The organism is Komagataeibacter diospyri (genome assembly GCF_043995075.1).
In the GTDB taxonomy this organism is placed as follows: Bacteria; Pseudomonadota; Alphaproteobacteria; order Acetobacterales; family Acetobacteraceae; genus Komagataeibacter; species Komagataeibacter diospyri.
This window is the reverse complement of the sequence record NZ_CP171838.1, coordinates 26,339-39,901: the sequence shown is the minus strand read 5'-3', so window position 1 is coordinate 39,901 and position 13,563 is coordinate 26,339. Positions and strand designations below refer to the sequence as shown.

At 61.0% G+C, this 13,563-nt stretch carries 22 protein-coding genes and 1 pseudogene; 11 read left to right on the top strand and 12 right to left on the bottom strand.

From position 1 onward, the window contains the following. Positions 1-689: 689 nt before the first annotated feature. The gene (locus ACE2AA_RS17990) at positions 690-887 is read right to left on the bottom strand and encodes a hypothetical protein (protein WP_167400914.1); all 198 of its coding nucleotides are present in this window, start codon (positions 885-887) and stop codon (positions 690-692) included. Between ACE2AA_RS17990 and ACE2AA_RS17985 the strand changes: the two genes are divergently transcribed. Continuing rightward, positions 886-1,077: a type II toxin-antitoxin system Phd/YefM family antitoxin gene (locus ACE2AA_RS17985; protein WP_110570151.1), complete on the top strand. Its 192-nt coding sequence runs from the start codon at positions 886-888 to the stop codon at positions 1,075-1,077. The two genes, ACE2AA_RS17990 and ACE2AA_RS17985, sit on opposite strands and share 2 nt — an antisense overlap. Then, positions 1,074-1,496: a hypothetical protein gene (locus ACE2AA_RS17980; RefSeq protein WP_110570152.1), complete on the top strand. Its 423-nt coding sequence runs from the start codon at positions 1,074-1,076 to the stop codon at positions 1,494-1,496. The genes ACE2AA_RS17985 and ACE2AA_RS17980 overlap by 4 nt, the downstream gene beginning before the upstream one ends. Positions 1,497-1,692: 196 nt before the next feature. Here ACE2AA_RS17980 and ACE2AA_RS17975 read toward each other — a convergent pair whose 3' ends face one another. The 7 genes and pseudogenes from ACE2AA_RS17975 to ACE2AA_RS17945 all read right to left on the bottom strand — a co-directional run bounded on the left by ACE2AA_RS17975 (position 1,693) and on the right by ACE2AA_RS17945 (position 4,304). Next, a complete protein-coding gene (locus ACE2AA_RS17975; protein WP_167400915.1) occupies positions 1,693-1,866 on the bottom strand; it encodes a hypothetical protein in 174 nt (57 codons plus the stop codon). A 25-nt stretch (positions 1,867-1,891) separates the two neighbouring features. Continuing rightward, complete coding sequence (locus ACE2AA_RS17970; protein ID WP_110570153.1) at positions 1,892-2,395, bottom strand: MucR family transcriptional regulator; 504 nt, start codon at positions 2,393-2,395, stop codon at positions 1,892-1,894. Further along, positions 2,361-2,567: pseudogene (traD, locus tag ACE2AA_RS17965) on the bottom strand (conjugal transfer protein TraD); the annotation flags it as partial. The gene ACE2AA_RS17970 and the pseudogene traD, both read right to left, overlap by 35 nt. A gap of 51 nt (positions 2,568-2,618) precedes the next feature. Beyond that, positions 2,619-2,954 carry a hypothetical protein gene (locus ACE2AA_RS17960; protein WP_110570154.1) on the bottom strand — a complete coding sequence of 112 codons (336 nt, stop codon included), beginning with the start codon at positions 2,952-2,954 and terminating at the stop codon, positions 2,619-2,621. After that, complete coding sequence (locus tag ACE2AA_RS17955) at positions 2,951-3,562, bottom strand: CatB-related O-acetyltransferase (RefSeq protein ID WP_110557470.1); 612 nt, start codon at positions 3,560-3,562, stop codon at positions 2,951-2,953. Before ACE2AA_RS17955 ends, ACE2AA_RS17960 begins: the two co-directional genes overlap by 4 nt. 78 nt (positions 3,563-3,640) lie before the next feature. Beyond that, complete coding sequence (locus ACE2AA_RS17950) at positions 3,641-3,880, bottom strand: conjugal transfer protein TraD (RefSeq protein WP_110570155.1); 240 nt, start codon at positions 3,878-3,880, stop codon at positions 3,641-3,643. A 64-nt stretch (positions 3,881-3,944) separates the two neighbouring features. Continuing rightward, complete coding sequence (locus tag ACE2AA_RS17945) at positions 3,945-4,304, bottom strand: conjugal transfer protein TraD (protein WP_395372576.1); 360 nt, start codon at positions 4,302-4,304, stop codon at positions 3,945-3,947. Between the two features lie 96 nt (positions 4,305-4,400). Between ACE2AA_RS17945 and traA the strand changes: the two genes are divergently transcribed. From traA to ACE2AA_RS17905, 8 genes are all read left to right on the top strand, one after another. Further along, complete coding sequence (traA, locus tag ACE2AA_RS17940) at positions 4,401-7,772, top strand: Ti-type conjugative transfer relaxase TraA (protein ID WP_395372574.1); 3,372 nt, start codon at positions 4,401-4,403, stop codon at positions 7,770-7,772. A gap of 46 nt (positions 7,773-7,818) precedes the next feature. Beyond that, positions 7,819-8,241, top strand: coding sequence for a putative toxin-antitoxin system toxin component, PIN family (locus ACE2AA_RS17935; protein WP_395372573.1), 423 nt, complete (start codon positions 7,819-7,821; stop codon positions 8,239-8,241). After that, complete coding sequence (locus ACE2AA_RS17930; RefSeq protein WP_041250516.1) at positions 8,238-8,501, top strand: toxin-antitoxin system HicB family antitoxin; 264 nt, start codon at positions 8,238-8,240, stop codon at positions 8,499-8,501. Before ACE2AA_RS17935 ends, ACE2AA_RS17930 begins: the two co-directional genes overlap by 4 nt. A gap of 86 nt (positions 8,502-8,587) precedes the next feature. After that, positions 8,588-8,839, top strand: a complete 252-nt coding sequence (locus tag ACE2AA_RS17925; RefSeq protein ID WP_010512463.1) for a FitA-like ribbon-helix-helix domain-containing protein — start codon at positions 8,588-8,590, stop codon at positions 8,837-8,839. Beyond that, a complete protein-coding gene (locus ACE2AA_RS17920; RefSeq protein ID WP_395372570.1) occupies positions 8,836-9,258 on the top strand; it encodes a type II toxin-antitoxin system VapC family toxin in 423 nt (140 codons plus the stop codon). Before ACE2AA_RS17925 ends, ACE2AA_RS17920 begins: the two co-directional genes overlap by 4 nt. A 64-nt stretch (positions 9,259-9,322) precedes the next feature. Then, the gene (locus tag ACE2AA_RS17915) at positions 9,323-9,517 is read left to right on the top strand and encodes a type II toxin-antitoxin system VapB family antitoxin (RefSeq protein WP_395372567.1); all 195 of its coding nucleotides are present in this window, start codon (positions 9,323-9,325) and stop codon (positions 9,515-9,517) included. Further along, positions 9,514-9,906, top strand: coding sequence for a PIN domain nuclease (locus ACE2AA_RS17910; protein ID WP_395372565.1), 393 nt, complete (start codon positions 9,514-9,516; stop codon positions 9,904-9,906). Before ACE2AA_RS17915 ends, ACE2AA_RS17910 begins: the two co-directional genes overlap by 4 nt. Before the next feature lie 277 nt (positions 9,907-10,183). Beyond that, positions 10,184-10,852, top strand: coding sequence for a DUF6118 family protein (locus ACE2AA_RS17905; protein WP_110570059.1), 669 nt, complete (start codon positions 10,184-10,186; stop codon positions 10,850-10,852). 8 nt (positions 10,853-10,860) lie between these two features. On the opposite strand, the gene ACE2AA_RS17900 is transcribed toward ACE2AA_RS17905, so the two are convergent. The 4 genes from ACE2AA_RS17900 to ACE2AA_RS17885 form a co-directional block, all read right to left on the bottom strand. Further along, a complete protein-coding gene (locus ACE2AA_RS17900; protein ID WP_235720939.1) occupies positions 10,861-11,256 on the bottom strand; it encodes an Rrf2 family transcriptional regulator in 396 nt (131 codons plus the stop codon). 11 nt (positions 11,257-11,267) lie between these two features. After that, complete coding sequence (locus tag ACE2AA_RS17895) at positions 11,268-11,543, bottom strand: hypothetical protein (RefSeq protein ID WP_110570055.1); 276 nt, start codon at positions 11,541-11,543, stop codon at positions 11,268-11,270. A gap of 341 nt (positions 11,544-11,884) precedes the next feature. Continuing rightward, entirely contained in the window at positions 11,885-12,271 is a 387-nt protein-coding gene (locus tag ACE2AA_RS17890) for a type II toxin-antitoxin system VapC family toxin (RefSeq protein ID WP_110570054.1), read from the bottom strand. After that, the gene (locus ACE2AA_RS17885) at positions 12,268-12,513 is read right to left on the bottom strand and encodes a type II toxin-antitoxin system Phd/YefM family antitoxin (protein WP_087609099.1); all 246 of its coding nucleotides are present in this window, start codon (positions 12,511-12,513) and stop codon (positions 12,268-12,270) included. Before ACE2AA_RS17885 ends, ACE2AA_RS17890 begins: the two co-directional genes overlap by 4 nt. Positions 12,514-12,901: 388 nt before the next feature. On the opposite strand from ACE2AA_RS17885, the gene ACE2AA_RS17880 reads away from it, so the two are divergent. Then, entirely contained in the window at positions 12,902-13,549 is a 648-nt protein-coding gene (locus tag ACE2AA_RS17880) for an invasion associated locus B family protein (RefSeq protein ID WP_112209866.1), read from the top strand. The last annotated feature ends 14 nt before the right edge of the window (positions 13,550-13,563 follow it).

Below are 13,563 nucleotides of genomic sequence, written 5' to 3'. Positions count from 1 at the left end.
TTCAATTACAGATAGCTACTATCGTCACTTCAAATACGCAAGCCAATTATCGTCATTTTAGATTCAGATTGAGCTTATCGTCATTTCAATTACGCATACTCGCTATCGTCATATTAGATTCAGTTTATCGTCATAGTGGATTCGGTTTATCGTCATAGTGGATTCACAGGACGATAGAATCTCCCGATAAAACCTTTATTATTCAGTATGTTATTTGAATTATAAAAATCCGTAACACCACTTTAACACCTATTTAAACACTCCAATGCTGTGGATAACTTTTTATTTCCTGAAATTTGCAGCCAAATTGCCTCCAAGCACCGCCTCTTGGGGGCTCCGCCCCCGCCGGCTCGCGGCCTACGGCCGCCCCGATCGCGCTATGCGCGATCTCCCACCCGGCATCCCCCTGCTCGCCCTTTCAGGGCTGCGCTAAACGGACACGCCTACGGCGCGAAATCATAATCTGACGATGCGTTGCCGCATCGTCTCTCCACCAGCACCTTCCTCTCCCGCGTCGGCGCCTTCGGCGCCCTACAGGGCTCCCGCTCCGCGCTCGCCCGACGCCTGCAACAACAGAAGAACCGGGCAAGACCGCAATCTGCTCAAGACTTACCGGCGTTCAGGCGATCATTCAGCGGCTCACGTGTCACAACATGCCCACCAGACGCCACAGGATGGCCGTACAGGTGTTATTGTGTGGTCGGGTGGCGAGATAAGGGAATTGCGCTTTGTGCGGCCTCCCAGGGCGCTCTGCGGGCCTTGTCGGGTATTGATGGGCTGGCCATTTCCTGTTCGTCCGTCCAGGCCTCCTTTTCCCGACTTTCTGGCAGGAAATACGGGTTTCCTGTATATCCCAGATAATCCGTCATATCTGGATCATGCTCCATGAAAGCGTTTCCAGCGAGCGCCGTGACCCGCAATGCCAGCGATCTTTTCGAAGCGGCCGCCGTTGCACCTGTAGTCATCACCAGGCACCACAAGCCGCGTTTCGTCATCATGTCCGTGGAGCATTATGAGGCCCTGCTCAGAAAGCAGCAGGGCATCAAAGACGTTCCGGAGAAAGGGTCATCGTCATGAAGGACAGTCCCGGAACACTGCCACAAAAGCGGCCCTGGCAGCTGCTCGTGGTCGGGGACGGGGGAACCCTGCTGACACAGCAGGATATCGAAGCCCTGACGCGCATCCTCGATCTCCTGCCGCATGTCGCCGGCCTCGACATCACCACCTCGGCCGGCTCCGCGCGCGTATCCCGGGATGTCCCAGGCAATTACATCCAGCAGGCAGACCAGATCCTGGCCGGGATGTTTACGCGCAATCCCGATGTGACGGGCATAACCTTTCCGGCCCCGCATGGCAGGGCCGCTCATACGGCGACACCTGATGATCCGCATGTGCTCCCTCATGACAGGGCGCTCACCGCAATCATGGATGCACGCCAGCGCGGAGAGATCACAGCCGATGAAATGATCGCCCAGATCCGGCAGGCAGGTGCCTGAGCATCCGCACCAGTGGTGCAATGGTGTATGAAGAACAACTACTTATGGGTAGGCGCGATGTCGGCCTCGGGTATGTCGATGGGTCGTCACAAGGGTAGCCGTAGGGTCGTGAAACGGTCGTTCCATCAATGCATCAGGGATAGTCGTAACCATTGCACTCTGCGTCACCTTCCTGCGGTGTGCGAGAGCGTCCCCCTTATTGCCCGGGTTCAGGCAGGGGAAGGGGATGATCGGTCCCGAGGCTGGCCGCCCATGCCTTCACCGCTTCACCACTGATGAACAATCCGGCATCAGCCTCGGCCAGTGCCCGGCGTGTGGCTTCGTCCTTCCAGGCTTCCCAGTCGTCGCGATCGGTATGATCCGTCTTCATGTCCCGTTTCTCCCGGTCTGGACCTTCAGGCCAGTTTTGGCCTGCGTCCGCGTTTCTTCTCTGGCAGGCGCGTGACCGGAACTTCAGCGTCCGGTACGTGCGAAGGTTCCGGTGTCGCCTTGATGGTCCGCCCCAGTCCGATTTCCTGTGCCAGGGTAGCCCGTTGTGCCGAATAGGATGGGGCGGTCATCGGATAGCTTTCCGGCAGGCCCCATTTTGCCCGGTATTGCTGGGGCGTCAGGCCATAGACGGTGTGAAGGTGACGCTTGAGCATCTTCATTTTTTTTCCGTCCTCCAGGCAGACGATGTAATCCGGGAACACGGATTTTTTCACGGGCACGGCCGGCACCAGATCCGGTGTTCCGGTCGTCGCCTGTCCCAGACTTCCGAGCGCCTGAAACACCGTGGCGATGAGGCCTGGCAGGGTATCCGCCGGAACCGTGTGACTGCTGACATAGGCTGTGACAATCCGGGTCGTAAGCTCGCACACTGTGTCAGCTCCGGATGATCGTGTCTCGTGGTCGGTCATGGTCACGTCTGCCTGTTGTCCTGTCCTGTTTCCGGTGCCTGTCGAAGGCATGAAGCCCCGCACGTCTCCAGCGTGCTGTCAGGTCAACCAAAGCAGTATCATCGCCGCCCTGAAGCCGCCCTGCAATATCCAGGAAGGCTCCGAACAGGGTTGCGCGGTCCTCATCGGTCAGCCAGGGGATGTCGCGTAAGACACGGTTTCCAATCTGTCCGGCCTGCACAACTCAGTTCAGGGCCCAGCAGCGCGATGTCGGGACGTTCTGATCCGTGCCTGGCACAGGCGCTGTCAGAACACAGATTACGGTCTGCCTTTGCCAGACCAGCGTGAAGAGGGCTCCTGAGCCGCCATAATCCGCTGTGGTCATGATCCGATAGCCTTTGGTCAACAGGCTCGCCAGAGAATCCGGCACCGGCTTCAGTGCTGTCGGAACAGACAAGGCCGCATAGGGAGATTTAACGTCCGACCGAGGCAGCCAGTCTCCTCTGCCCTGGGCAAAGCCTGAAGCAGGCCGGAAGAGGATCGGCAGGACAACAAGGAGCAAAAACAGTTTTTGCATCATGATTTTTCCTGTGCGGGTCCTTTTTCAAAAGCGCGCAGGAAAGCGTCGATATCGTCGCTCATCAGGAGGGGCATCCGTTCTCGTATCAATGCTTCAGGCCAGTCCCACCAGGCGACTGCAAGCAGACGCCCGATGGTCTTTTCGGGGAAGCGGTATTTGATGACCCGGGCCGGGTTGCCGCCCACGATGGCATATGGCGGCACGTCCCTGGTCACCACGGCCGCCGTGGCGATGATCGCGCCTGATCCTATGGTGACACCCGACATGATGTTGGCCCGCGCGCCGATCCAGACGTCGTTGCCAATGACGATATCCCCCTTGGTGGAATGGTCATCGGTTGCATCCGCCGCTTCGGGCCAGAAATTGCACTGGTTCTTGAACGGGTAGGTGGTGATCGTGTCCGGTCGGTGATTGCCCAGGATCATCAGCACCTCGCGGGCAATCGAGCAGTATTTCCCGATCTTCAGGCCGGCATATTCGGCTTCTATGATGATGGGAGAACCCTTGGCACCATATGTATGGTCGCCGATGTCCCAGCCCCACTCTTCGATCTCATGGGCAAGGGTGTAACGTAGGAGCAGAGAAAAGGCGTTCTTGCCGTAATACATGGACCTCGGTTCTCCCGTTCTGGTTCAGGGTTTCGTTTGCATTCGATAGCGGACAGATCAGATGATCGTGTTGCGTCGTCAGTCCTGTTCCCGGTCCCTGTCGAAGGCATGAAGCCCCGCACGCCTCCAGCGTGTTTTCAGGTCGCCTGACGCGGTATTCCTGCCCTCCCGAAGCTGCCCCGCAATGTCCAGGAAGGCCCCGAGCAGGGTAGCGCGGTCATCATCGGTCAGATCGACCAGTCCCGCCTTCTGGACCAGGCCGCCCAGTTCGATCAGATGATGGGTGCGTTCCCGTCGCGCCTTCGCCCAGTCGCGCATGTCGGTGCGTGCCTTTCGTGCCTGATGGCGATGGATCAGGGCCGCCTGCTTCCTGATCCGTCTTTCAAGCGCCAGAAGCTCCGTTCTGATCGTTTCCGGTTCCTTTCCGACCGCCCTTTTTTGCGCCGGCCTGAAAGAACGCCGTCCCCCGTTCGGTCCACCTCGCAACGGCTTCGGGTTTGCCGTCCGCCTGTTCGACAGCCGCAAGCAGCACCCCGGCCAGCGCCTCGATCGACAGGTTATCGGCTCCCGTCGCCTCGACCAGTTCGCCGAGCTGGAGGGTCCGTTGCGCCTTAAGCTGCTTCGCCTTTTCCTGAAGCGCCTTCAGTTCCGCATCAATGTCCCGTGGCCTGCGCATTTCCGGTCCCCTGTCCTGCTGGTCTGTGCCATACTCTACCACACAGGCGAGAACCGCGTCACTCATCCAGACAAACCAACCCTTTTGGCGCAGTAAAATGTGAGTGCGCGCTTATACGTCACTTCGTGACGTGCGCTTAAGTGGTGTGATAGGATCGCGTTCATGGCGATCTATCACCTGCATGCAAAGGTCATCAGCCGCGCCACCGGCCGGAGCGCCGTGGCGGCGGCGGCCTATCGTGCAGCGTCCCGCCTGCATGATTTGCGGCTGGATCGCGACCATGACTTTTCCAACAAGAGCGGCGTGGTGCATTCCGAGATCCTGCTGCCCGACGGCGCGCCGGAGCGGTTTCTCGACCGTGCGACCCTATGGAACGAGGTCGAGGCGATCGAGAAGCGCAAGGATGCCCAGCTTGCCCGCGAGGTGGAGTTTTCAATCCCGCGCGAAATGACCCAGGCGCAGGGGATCGCGCTGGCACGGGATTTTGTGCGCGAGCAGTTCGTGGAACGCGGCATGGTGGCTGATCTCAATGTGCATTGGGATATTGGCGAAGATGGACAGGCGAAGCCCCATGCCCATGTGATGCTGTCTACACGACGGATCGAAGTCAGAACCGGAGAGGCTGTGCATGGAAGACGAGACGGAATCCCGCATCCTGAACGAGGCGGCAGGGGCGCATACGACATCACGCCGGATCCTGGACCTGATGGAGCAGAAAGGGGACGACGATCCACTCAAGCTCATGATCCGTCTGCTGGCGGAAATCCGGGAGACGCAGCGCGGCATCCTGCTGAAGCTCTCGACGCTGGAGAAGCGCTTGCAGCGGCTGGAAGAACGGCGCGACTGATCGCGGCGGCACGGCTGCGGCATGAAGGTCTGGAGCAGGATCAGCCTTCCATCGGGTTTGGTGCGAAAGAGCGTTCATGGAATGACAAGGATCTGCTGCTGACATGGCGGGAGCGATGGGCGTCGCTCGCCAATGAACGGCTGGCCGGGCTGGACCTGGATGTGCGGATCGACCATCGGTCGTTTGCCGCACAGGGGATCGACCTTGAGCCGCAGAACAAGATCGGACCCGCAGGGTCACGCCGGCCGGAGCGCGGCGAACCGTGTGAGCGGGTTGCCGACCATCTGGAGATCGCGCGGCGCAATGGCGAAAGGTTGCTGGCCGAACCGCATGTGGCGCTGGAGGCGTTGACCCGACAGCAGAGCACATTCACCCGCCAGGACCTGGCGCGGTTCGTGGACCGGCATACGGCGGATGCCGCGCAGTTCAGTGCTGTCATGGTTCAGGTGGAAGCGTGTCCGGATCTGGTTGTCATTGGGAAAGACGGGCATGGGCGGGAGCGGTTTTCCACACGGGAGATGATCGGGGTCGAGCAGCGTCTGGAAGAGGCATCGCTTGCGATGGGGCGGTCCCAGGGTCATGCGGTGCCGCTGGCGGTGCGTCGGGTGGCGATGGCGCGGGACGGGCTTGGGGACGAGCAGGCGCTGGCGGTGGGCGAGGTCACGAAGTCCCGCGACCTGTCCGTCGTGGTCGGGTATGCCGGGACGGGGAAGAGCACCATGCTGGGTGTCGCCCGCGCGGCATGGGAAGAGGCCGGGTACCGGGTGCGCGGGGCGGCGCTGTCGGGGATCGCGGCGGAAGGTCTGGAAGCGGGGTCCGGGATCGAAAGCCGGACGCTGGCCTCCCTGGAGCGTGCGTGGGCGCGTGGGTTCGACCGGCTGGAACGTGGGGACGTGCTGGTGGTGGATGAGGCCGGCATGGTGGGTTCACGGCAGATGGAGCGGGTGCTGTCTGCCGCGCGCGGGGCCGGGGCCAAGGTGGTGCTGGTGGGCGATCCCGAGCAGTTGCAGGCGATCGAGGCTGGTGGCGCGTTCCGGGCGGTGGCCGAGCGGGTCGGGTCGGTGGAGATCACGACGGTGCGCCGGCAGCGTGAAGACTGGCAGCAGGCGGCCACGAAGGCGCTTGCGACCGGGCGGACGGGTGAGGCGTTGGGGCGCTATGAGGCGGCCGGCCTGGTGCGCGGGCATGAGACGCTGGAAGAGGCGCGGGCTGGGGTGGTGGCCGGATGGGAGGAAGCCCGGCAGGCCGCGCCAGAGGACAGCCAGATCATGCTGGCGCACCGGCGTGTCGATGTGCGGGCGCTGAACGAGGCGGCGCGGGAGATCCGCAGGGAGGCGGGTGAGTTGGGTGACGACGTGCTGGTGCCAACCGTCCAGGGCGAGCGGGTGTTCGCGGATGGGGAGCGTGTCTACTTCCTGCGCAATGACCGGGAGCTGGGGGTGAAGAACGGCACGCTGGGCACGGTGCGGGGCATCGTGGGGTCGGTCGAGGCCGGGGATCGCGTGCTGTCGGTGCAGCTCGACGGGCCGGGTGGTGCCGGGACTGGCCGGGTCGTGTCCGTGTCGGTGGCGGATTATGACGCGCTGGATCATGGCTATGCGGCCACCATCCACAAATCGCAGGGTGTGACGGTGGACCGGGCGCATGTGCTGGCGACGGGGAGCATGGACCGGCACGGGGCCTATGTGGCGCTGTCGCGCCACCGGGAGAGCGTGTCCGTCCATTGGGGCCGGGATGATGTGGGCGACCGGGACGGGCTGGTGCGGCGGCTGTCGCGCGAGCGGCTGAAGGATACCACGCTGGATTACCCGCAGGTCCGGGATCGGGATGCCGGGTTCGCGCGGCGGCGCGGGCTGCATGTCCCCGAGAGCGAGATCGTGGTGGGGCGTGAGAAGGTTGCCTCTGGCCCCCAGAAGGACAGGCAGTCCGAAGCTGTCCGTACGCCGGATCCGGCACCGGCACAGCGGAAGCGCGGGATGTTCGACGGGCTGGACCTGTCCGTACGGGGGCGTAGCCGGGCGGCGGAAAAAGACGTGTCGGCCGGGATGGATGCCGGGGCCGGGAAGGGGGAAAGTGGGGTTGGGCGTGAAGCTCCCGCCTCGCCCTTTGCCGGGTTGCGGCTGCCGCGTGTGCAGCGTGCGCAGGTGCCGGCCGGGCTGGGCGGGTTTGTGCCGGGTGGTGATCCACTCCACCAGGCAGTGGAGCAGTATGCGCGGGCGGTGCGGGACATCGGGCGCATGGTGGAGCAGGACCTGCCAGTGCTGGAGCACCAGAAGAAGGCATGGCTTGACGCCAGCACGGCCCTGGAACGGTTAAGGCCCGGGGCGGTGATCGCTCTGGAAACCGCCGTGAAGCATGAGCCGGAGATCCGGCAGGCCCTGTACGGGCTGGAAGGGCCGGCACGGGCGCGCAGGCTGGTCGAGGGGCTGGAACACGAGGACAAGGTGCGGAAAAGTCCGGAATTGCGGGCGGCGCGGTTCGTGAAGGCTTGGGACGGGCTGAGCCGCGAGCAGCAGGGTGTAGCGCTCAAGGAATTGAAGCGGGACGCACCGCTTGAATCCCTCCTGCGGCAGAAGGGACACGAACTGGGCGTCCGGAAGGGATCGACGCTCGATCAGGGATTGCAGCCGCAGCGCACGCGCTCGCTGTCGCGCTCCAGGGGGCGGGATATGGATATGGGGATGTAGGAGATTTTGATTTACGTTAACCAGTGACGTCATATATGATGTCACTATGCGCGTTGTTCTTGATACGGATGTTGTTCTTTCGGGATTTATGTCGCCGGATGGAGCGTCCCGGCAGCTTTTGCTGGGGGTCTTGGATGGGAATTTCAGTCTGCTGCTCTCCACGACCCTCCTGGTCGAATACGAGGCGGTGTTGCGTCGCTCTGAAAATCTTTTTCGAATGGGCGTTCAGGGAGATGAAGTTCTGGAGGTTCTTGATGGACTTGCAGGGTGTTGCGTGCCGGTTTCTTTTGATTACAGGTGGCGACCGACAGGTGCGCATGGTGATGATGAACTTGTGGTTGAGACAGCGATCAACGGGAATGCGGATGCGATCGCTACGTTCAATCTGAAAGACATGCAGCGGGCCGTATCACGGTTCGGTATTCCAGCAGTGCGGCCAGGTGTTCTTTTGCGAAGGATGAGAGGATGAGTAGCAGTAAAATCCAGCTTCGGCTTCCGGAAGATATGCGGGAAGCCGCAACGCGTCAGGCGGCGCTTTCAGGTGTCAGCATGAACCTTTTTGTTGCGACGGCTGTCGCGGCCCGGCTGGGTGGGCAGGCAGAAGCGGAACGGTATTTTTCCGCACGGGCGACACGGACCACGCCTGCTCGTGCGAAAGCGCTTCTGGAGCGGATCGGAACAAGGGGGCAGATCAGGGACGATGATCGTCTGGACGTGCCGGAAAACTGAATCTGGATGAGGGGATGTCGGGTTTTTCTGGAATGATATCGGAATTATATTTATGATATCACTCATTGGAAATGAGGAGTCCTGTCATGTCTTCTGTGGTTATTCGCAATCTTCCGGAAGAGACGCATCGGGCGCTGAAGGCGCAGGCCATGCTGCATGGACGCAGTACGGAAGCGGAGATCCGGACTATTCTGGAAGCGGCCGTCCGGCCGCCGCAGCGGGTCCGGCTGGGCTCGCTTCTGGCGTCCATCGGTCGGGAGGCCGGTGTGTGTGATCAGGATATTGCGGCCTTGCAGACCCGCGATCAGACCCCGGCCGAGCCGATGTCCTTCGAATGATCCTGCTCGATACCAATGTGATCTCGGAGCCGTGGAAGCCCGTCCCGGAGCCGCGTGTTCTGGCCTGGATCGATGGACAGGCGATCGAGACGCTTTTCCTGTCGGCCGTCACGGTGGCGGAGCTGCGTTTCGGGATTGGGGCGATGCCGGCCGGTCGGCGGCGCTCGGTGCTGCATGAGCGGCTGGAACAGGAGGTATTGCCTCTGTTCGAGGGGCGTGTCCTGTCGTTCGATCTGGCGGCGTCTCAGGCCTATGCCGAACTGATGGTGCGGGCCAGATCAGAGGGCCGCGCAATTGGCAAGGCAGATGGCTATATTGCAGCAACCGCTGCATCCCGAGGTTATGTCGTGGCCAGCCGCGACGTGTCTCCTTTCGAGGCGGCCGGTGTGCGGGTTCTTAATCCGTGGGAGGAGACCTGATGTCCTGCGGCATGCTTGAGAGCGGATGATTTGATGTGTATTATTTCTATTGGAGATACACATCATGCGAACAAACATCATCATTGACGATGCCCTCATGACCGATGCGCTGAAAGCGGCCGGTGTGAAGACCAAACGGGAAGCCGTGGAACTGGGACTGCGGACGCTGATCAGGCTGAAGCAGCAGCGGGAACTCCGTACCTTGCGGGGAAAGCTCGACTGGCAGGGTGATCTTGATGCCATGCGTTCCGACGCATGATTCTGGTGGATTCCCCGGTCTGGATCGATTTCTTCCGGGGTACGGTGACGCCACAGGTTGATGTTCTGGACCGGCTTCTGGGAGAAGAACCTGTCGCCATTGGGGATCTGATGATGACGGAAGTTCTCCAGGGATTTGCGAGTGAGCGGGATTTCAACAAGGCACGGCGGATGCTTGGTGCCTTGGATATGGTCGAGATCGGGGGACGTGATGTCATGATCGAGGCGGCACGATATTTTCGTGACCTGCGCGCCAGAGGCATCACCATCCGGAAGACCATTGATACCTTGATTGCCACACGATGCATCGTAAGCGGGTATCGGCTTCTTTACAGTGACCGGGACTTTGATCCGTTTGTAACACATCTGGGGCTGGAACGGGCTGCCTGATCGGGGGAGGTATGTTGTGCAGGAAAAAGAACAAGCCGTTTGTCAGGAGACAGCACATCTTCTGAGTAGTCCGCGTAATGCGGAAAGATTGCGACGGACTATTCAGAACGCGGCTTCAGACAGTCGGCCCAACAGGCTTACGCTCCTGGCAATGGAAGAAGGGCGAAGGCGGCTGCTTTTCGGGAAGCAGGAAAGGGCCGGAACGCAAGAGGCTGGTCAGGATGATGATCGTCTGGACGTGCCGGAAAACTGAATCTGGATGAGGGGGCTTTCCATCATGAGCGAGACGGATCCGGCCGCGCGCGCCTTTGAGGATCTGTGCGCCGAAATGACGGTGCTCCGGCGCAGCGTGGAAGCGCTGCCCCAGGCATGGCGGGACAACCGGCCGCCTGACTACACGCCGGACCTGGCCAGGCTGGTCAAGGCCCTGAACGACGTGGGCGCGCGCATGAAGGCGATCGAGGCCAGTCCGACGCTGAAGATGACGCCGCAGGCCTATGGGCAGGGGGTACGACAGGCAGGGCTTTCCGTCTGTCAGGACATGCAGGCCGCCTTTCATACCGCGATCCGTGCGGTTCAGGTGGAGCGGCAGCAACTGACCGACATTGTCGGACAGGCCCGTACCCAGGACCGTCAGAACTGGTGGGTGCTGAAGGTCGGGCTGGCCTGTCTGGCTGTCGGGATCGGGTTCTCGCCTGCCTTGACCTATCTCCTACCATCGTCACTAGGGACGCGGGTGGCCTCCTTTATCGTGGGCGGACAGGATCGGTGGGAATCTGGTGCGTTGATGATGGAGGCCGACAATCCCGAAAGCCTGCGGCATATGGTCCGGGCCAACCGGCTTGTGGACGCCAGTCGGGACCGGATCGCTGGCTGCCAGAAAACGGCCAACGAGACGAAGGTGGACCAGTCCTGTGTCCTGACCGTCCGGCCGGATGGGTCATAAGCGTCCTGTCAGGACAGGAGATCATGCACGCTCATGCCGTCGAGGATGGCCATAAAAGCATCGGTTGCCTGTCTGGTCAGGTGACGGAGACGGCAGGCATCTGCCAGGATGCAGGGTCTGCCCTGAAGCGGCGCACAGCCGGTCATGACTTCACCTTCGGTTTCCATGAGGCGGATGACATGCCCGACATTGATGTCTTTCGGGGAGCGGGCCAGGCTGACGCCACCATTCCGCCCCCGGGTTCCCACCAGGAGATCATGATGGCACAAGTCGTTGACGACCTTCACGAGATGGTTATGGGAGATATTGTGCCGCTCGGCGATGTGCCGGACCGTTATGCGGTTCTGTGTGTGTCCATGGCGGGCCAGATGGATCAGCACGCGGAAGGCGTAGTCGGTACGCAAGGTGAGGTGCATCAGCCAAGTCGCGTGGCAGTCGGGCTGATCTGCCCCGAAGGCGTGAAAAGGTTTCCGGGACCATAGTCCGAGGAGGCCAGGTTTTCGAGCTGGTTGCTGACGCGCATCCAGAAGGCGGCGTCATCCACAAGGCCAGCCTCGACACACCGGCCAACGTGATGGCGCGCCCGTTCCCTGGCGCCAGGTAGTCCGTATTCGCGCAGGAGGGCTACCGTCATGGCGTCTGTATCCATGATCTCAAGGTCACGGGCCTGCTTTATTCCTGAACCTGCCATCTGTCCGTCCTTTTTTCACGCCTGTCCTGTGACGACAGCCGGGAAAGCGGGCAATCAGGCACACGCCTCCTGCCCGCCCTGGCGTCGGGCGGGTAGAAACGTGTTCCAAAAGGGCAAAAGCACGCCCTGCCTATTTCCACTACGGCAGACAGGTCTCCCTGTTCACCGCTGGACATAGTCCGGGTGTTGTATTGGGCAGGCCACCCGACAAGGAGGCCGCCCTTTTGGAAAAGGCGTTTCTACGCGCCTCTTTCAAAATACCACATGCTGTCTGGCAGCACCACCCGCCCAGGCTCCCGGTAGCGGTCACAGGAAAGGAGAAGAGAGTGCTGCTGCTCTTTTTAGACGGCCCTGATGGGGCCTGGATAGGACTGCACGAGTGGATCATGGGTCAGGAGGAGGAGCCCTTCGACCGTGGCCTGGGCGACAAGGATACGGTCAAAAGGGTCGCGATGAATATCGGGAAGCTGTCCAACTGCCACGGCATGCTGACTGGTGACGGGGAGGTCTTCATACCCGTTCTCGATGAGGCCACGACGCAACAGATGCGGATCAACCTGGAAGTCTGCCCGGCCAAGCCCGGCCTTGATCGTGACTTCCCACAGGCTTGCGGCGCTAAACATCAGGATGTTCAGAGGGTCTTCCATGAATGTCCGGGCATCGGCGGAGAGTTTCCCCGGGTTTCCGGCTGCCCACAGGAGCAGGTGGGTATCGAGCAGAAGCCTCATGCCTGCCCGTCGAACAGCACGCCGATCTCTTCGTGTCCCATATGATCAAAATCGTCCGGGACTTGGATTTTGCCAGTCAGAAAGCCCAGACGCTGCCTGTGCTGTTCCTCAGGGGCACAGACAGGGCTGACCCGCACAACCGGCTTGCCGGCCCTGGCGATGATGAAGCTTTCACCCTTTGTGGCGGCATCGATCAGCCGGGACAGGTGGGTCTTGGCTTCATGGATATTGACGACACGCATGGCATCCCTCATTGACTTGGTCATACAAACTTAGTTTATTTTGGGCAGATCGGCAAGAAAAAGCGGAGAGCAGCTGCGCTGCGGTCTGGCTGCCACGATGACTGTCTTTGGAAATGAAAATTTCAGACCAAAAATAAATAACTATTATACATTATGTATTGTATAGACGAATACAGTGCATATTTGTTGGTTGTATCAGGATATTTCCACATAAAATGTATGAGGTATGCCGTTATTCAACCGCTAGTTGAATGAATTCTTCTGTTGCTGCCTTCCATGTCAAACTGTATCCATGAATGACGAAATATGTCGTTTTAAAGGCGACGTTCCATTCAATACAGGACCGACCGGTCATCGCCGGTCAGGCTGACCGTTCGGGAGGTTACTGATGCAGTTCAGGGCCGTGGCTTGTGCTTTTCTTTTTTCTGCTTCCCTGACGGGCGTATCCCATGCTGCGGGAACGGCAGCGGTCCCGGCCCCGTCTGCCGCGCCATCGCCCGCAAAAGGGGCCTCTGCTTCTCCGCAGGCCCCGGCCCAGCCTTCGCCGATCACCACGCAGCAGGCTTTTGGCACCTGGCAGGCCAACTGCACCTATGCGCCCGCGACACGCGCGGCTTCGCTGTGCGTGGCGGCCCAGCAGCTGAGCATGCAGCAGCAGGGCAAGGCCGTGCCGCTGGGCATGGTGATCGTCGCCCGGGCCGCGACCGACAGGGTGGCGATCACCGCGCGCCCCTACGAGCTGAGCATCATGACCCCGCTGGGCTTCGACCTCACGAAGCCTGCCACCCTGTCGATGGATAACGGCAAGCCGGTCAGCCTGCCCTATCTGGTGTGCAACGCATCGGGTTGCCTGTCGACGCTGCAGGCGACGCCCGCCATGATCACGGCACTGAAGGCGGGCAGGACCGGCCACATCCGCGTCAGCCGCGTGCCCGCGCAGGGCGGCGGCACGGTGACGATCAATTATGACATGAGCCATTTCTCCGACGCCTTTGGCGCAATCGAGACCTGGTCCAGCCAGAAAGCGCCTGCCTGAAGCCGGCGGCATAG

Coding starts and splice junctions, on each gene's coding strand:
- ACE2AA_RS17985 (WP_110570151.1), top strand. CDS start 886: ATGAAAGCGTTTCCAGCGAGCGCCGTGACCCGCAATGCCAGCGATCTT.
- ACE2AA_RS17990 (WP_167400914.1), bottom strand. CDS start 887: ATGGAGCATGATCCAGATATGACGGATTATCTGGGATATACAGGAAAC.
- ACE2AA_RS17980 (WP_110570152.1), top strand. CDS start 1,074: ATGAAGGACAGTCCCGGAACACTGCCACAAAAGCGGCCCTGGCAGCTG.
- ACE2AA_RS17975 (WP_167400915.1), bottom strand. CDS start 1,866: ATGAAGACGGATCATACCGATCGCGACGACTGGGAAGCCTGGAAGGAC.
- ACE2AA_RS17970 (WP_110570153.1), bottom strand. CDS start 2,395: ATGACCGACCACGAGACACGATCATCCGGAGCTGACACAGTGTGCGAG.
- ACE2AA_RS17960 (WP_110570154.1), bottom strand. CDS start 2,954: ATGATGCAAAAACTGTTTTTGCTCCTTGTTGTCCTGCCGATCCTCTTC.
- ACE2AA_RS17955 (WP_110557470.1), bottom strand. CDS start 3,562: ATGTATTACGGCAAGAACGCCTTTTCTCTGCTCCTACGTTACACCCTT.
- ACE2AA_RS17950 (WP_110570155.1), bottom strand. CDS start 3,880: ATGCGCGACTGGGCGAAGGCGCGACGGGAACGCACCCATCATCTGATC.
- ACE2AA_RS17945 (WP_395372576.1), bottom strand. CDS start 4,304: ATGAGTGACGCGGTTCTCGCCTGTGTGGTAGAGTATGGCACAGACCAG.
- traA (WP_395372574.1), top strand. CDS start 4,401: ATGGCGATCTATCACCTGCATGCAAAGGTCATCAGCCGCGCCACCGGC.
- ACE2AA_RS17935 (WP_395372573.1), top strand. CDS start 7,819: ATGCGCGTTGTTCTTGATACGGATGTTGTTCTTTCGGGATTTATGTCG.
- ACE2AA_RS17930 (WP_041250516.1), top strand. CDS start 8,238: ATGAGTAGCAGTAAAATCCAGCTTCGGCTTCCGGAAGATATGCGGGAA.
- ACE2AA_RS17925 (WP_010512463.1), top strand. CDS start 8,588: ATGTCTTCTGTGGTTATTCGCAATCTTCCGGAAGAGACGCATCGGGCG.
- ACE2AA_RS17920 (WP_395372570.1), top strand. CDS start 8,836: ATGATCCTGCTCGATACCAATGTGATCTCGGAGCCGTGGAAGCCCGTC.
- ACE2AA_RS17915 (WP_395372567.1), top strand. CDS start 9,323: ATGCGAACAAACATCATCATTGACGATGCCCTCATGACCGATGCGCTG.
- ACE2AA_RS17910 (WP_395372565.1), top strand. CDS start 9,514: ATGATTCTGGTGGATTCCCCGGTCTGGATCGATTTCTTCCGGGGTACG.
- ACE2AA_RS17905 (WP_110570059.1), top strand. CDS start 10,184: ATGAGCGAGACGGATCCGGCCGCGCGCGCCTTTGAGGATCTGTGCGCC.
- ACE2AA_RS17895 (WP_110570055.1), bottom strand. CDS start 11,543: ATGGCAGGTTCAGGAATAAAGCAGGCCCGTGACCTTGAGATCATGGAT.
- ACE2AA_RS17890 (WP_110570054.1), bottom strand. CDS start 12,271: ATGAGGCTTCTGCTCGATACCCACCTGCTCCTGTGGGCAGCCGGAAAC.
- ACE2AA_RS17885 (WP_087609099.1), bottom strand. CDS start 12,513: ATGCGTGTCGTCAATATCCATGAAGCCAAGACCCACCTGTCCCGGCTG.
- ACE2AA_RS17880 (WP_112209866.1), top strand. CDS start 12,902: ATGCAGTTCAGGGCCGTGGCTTGTGCTTTTCTTTTTTCTGCTTCCCTG.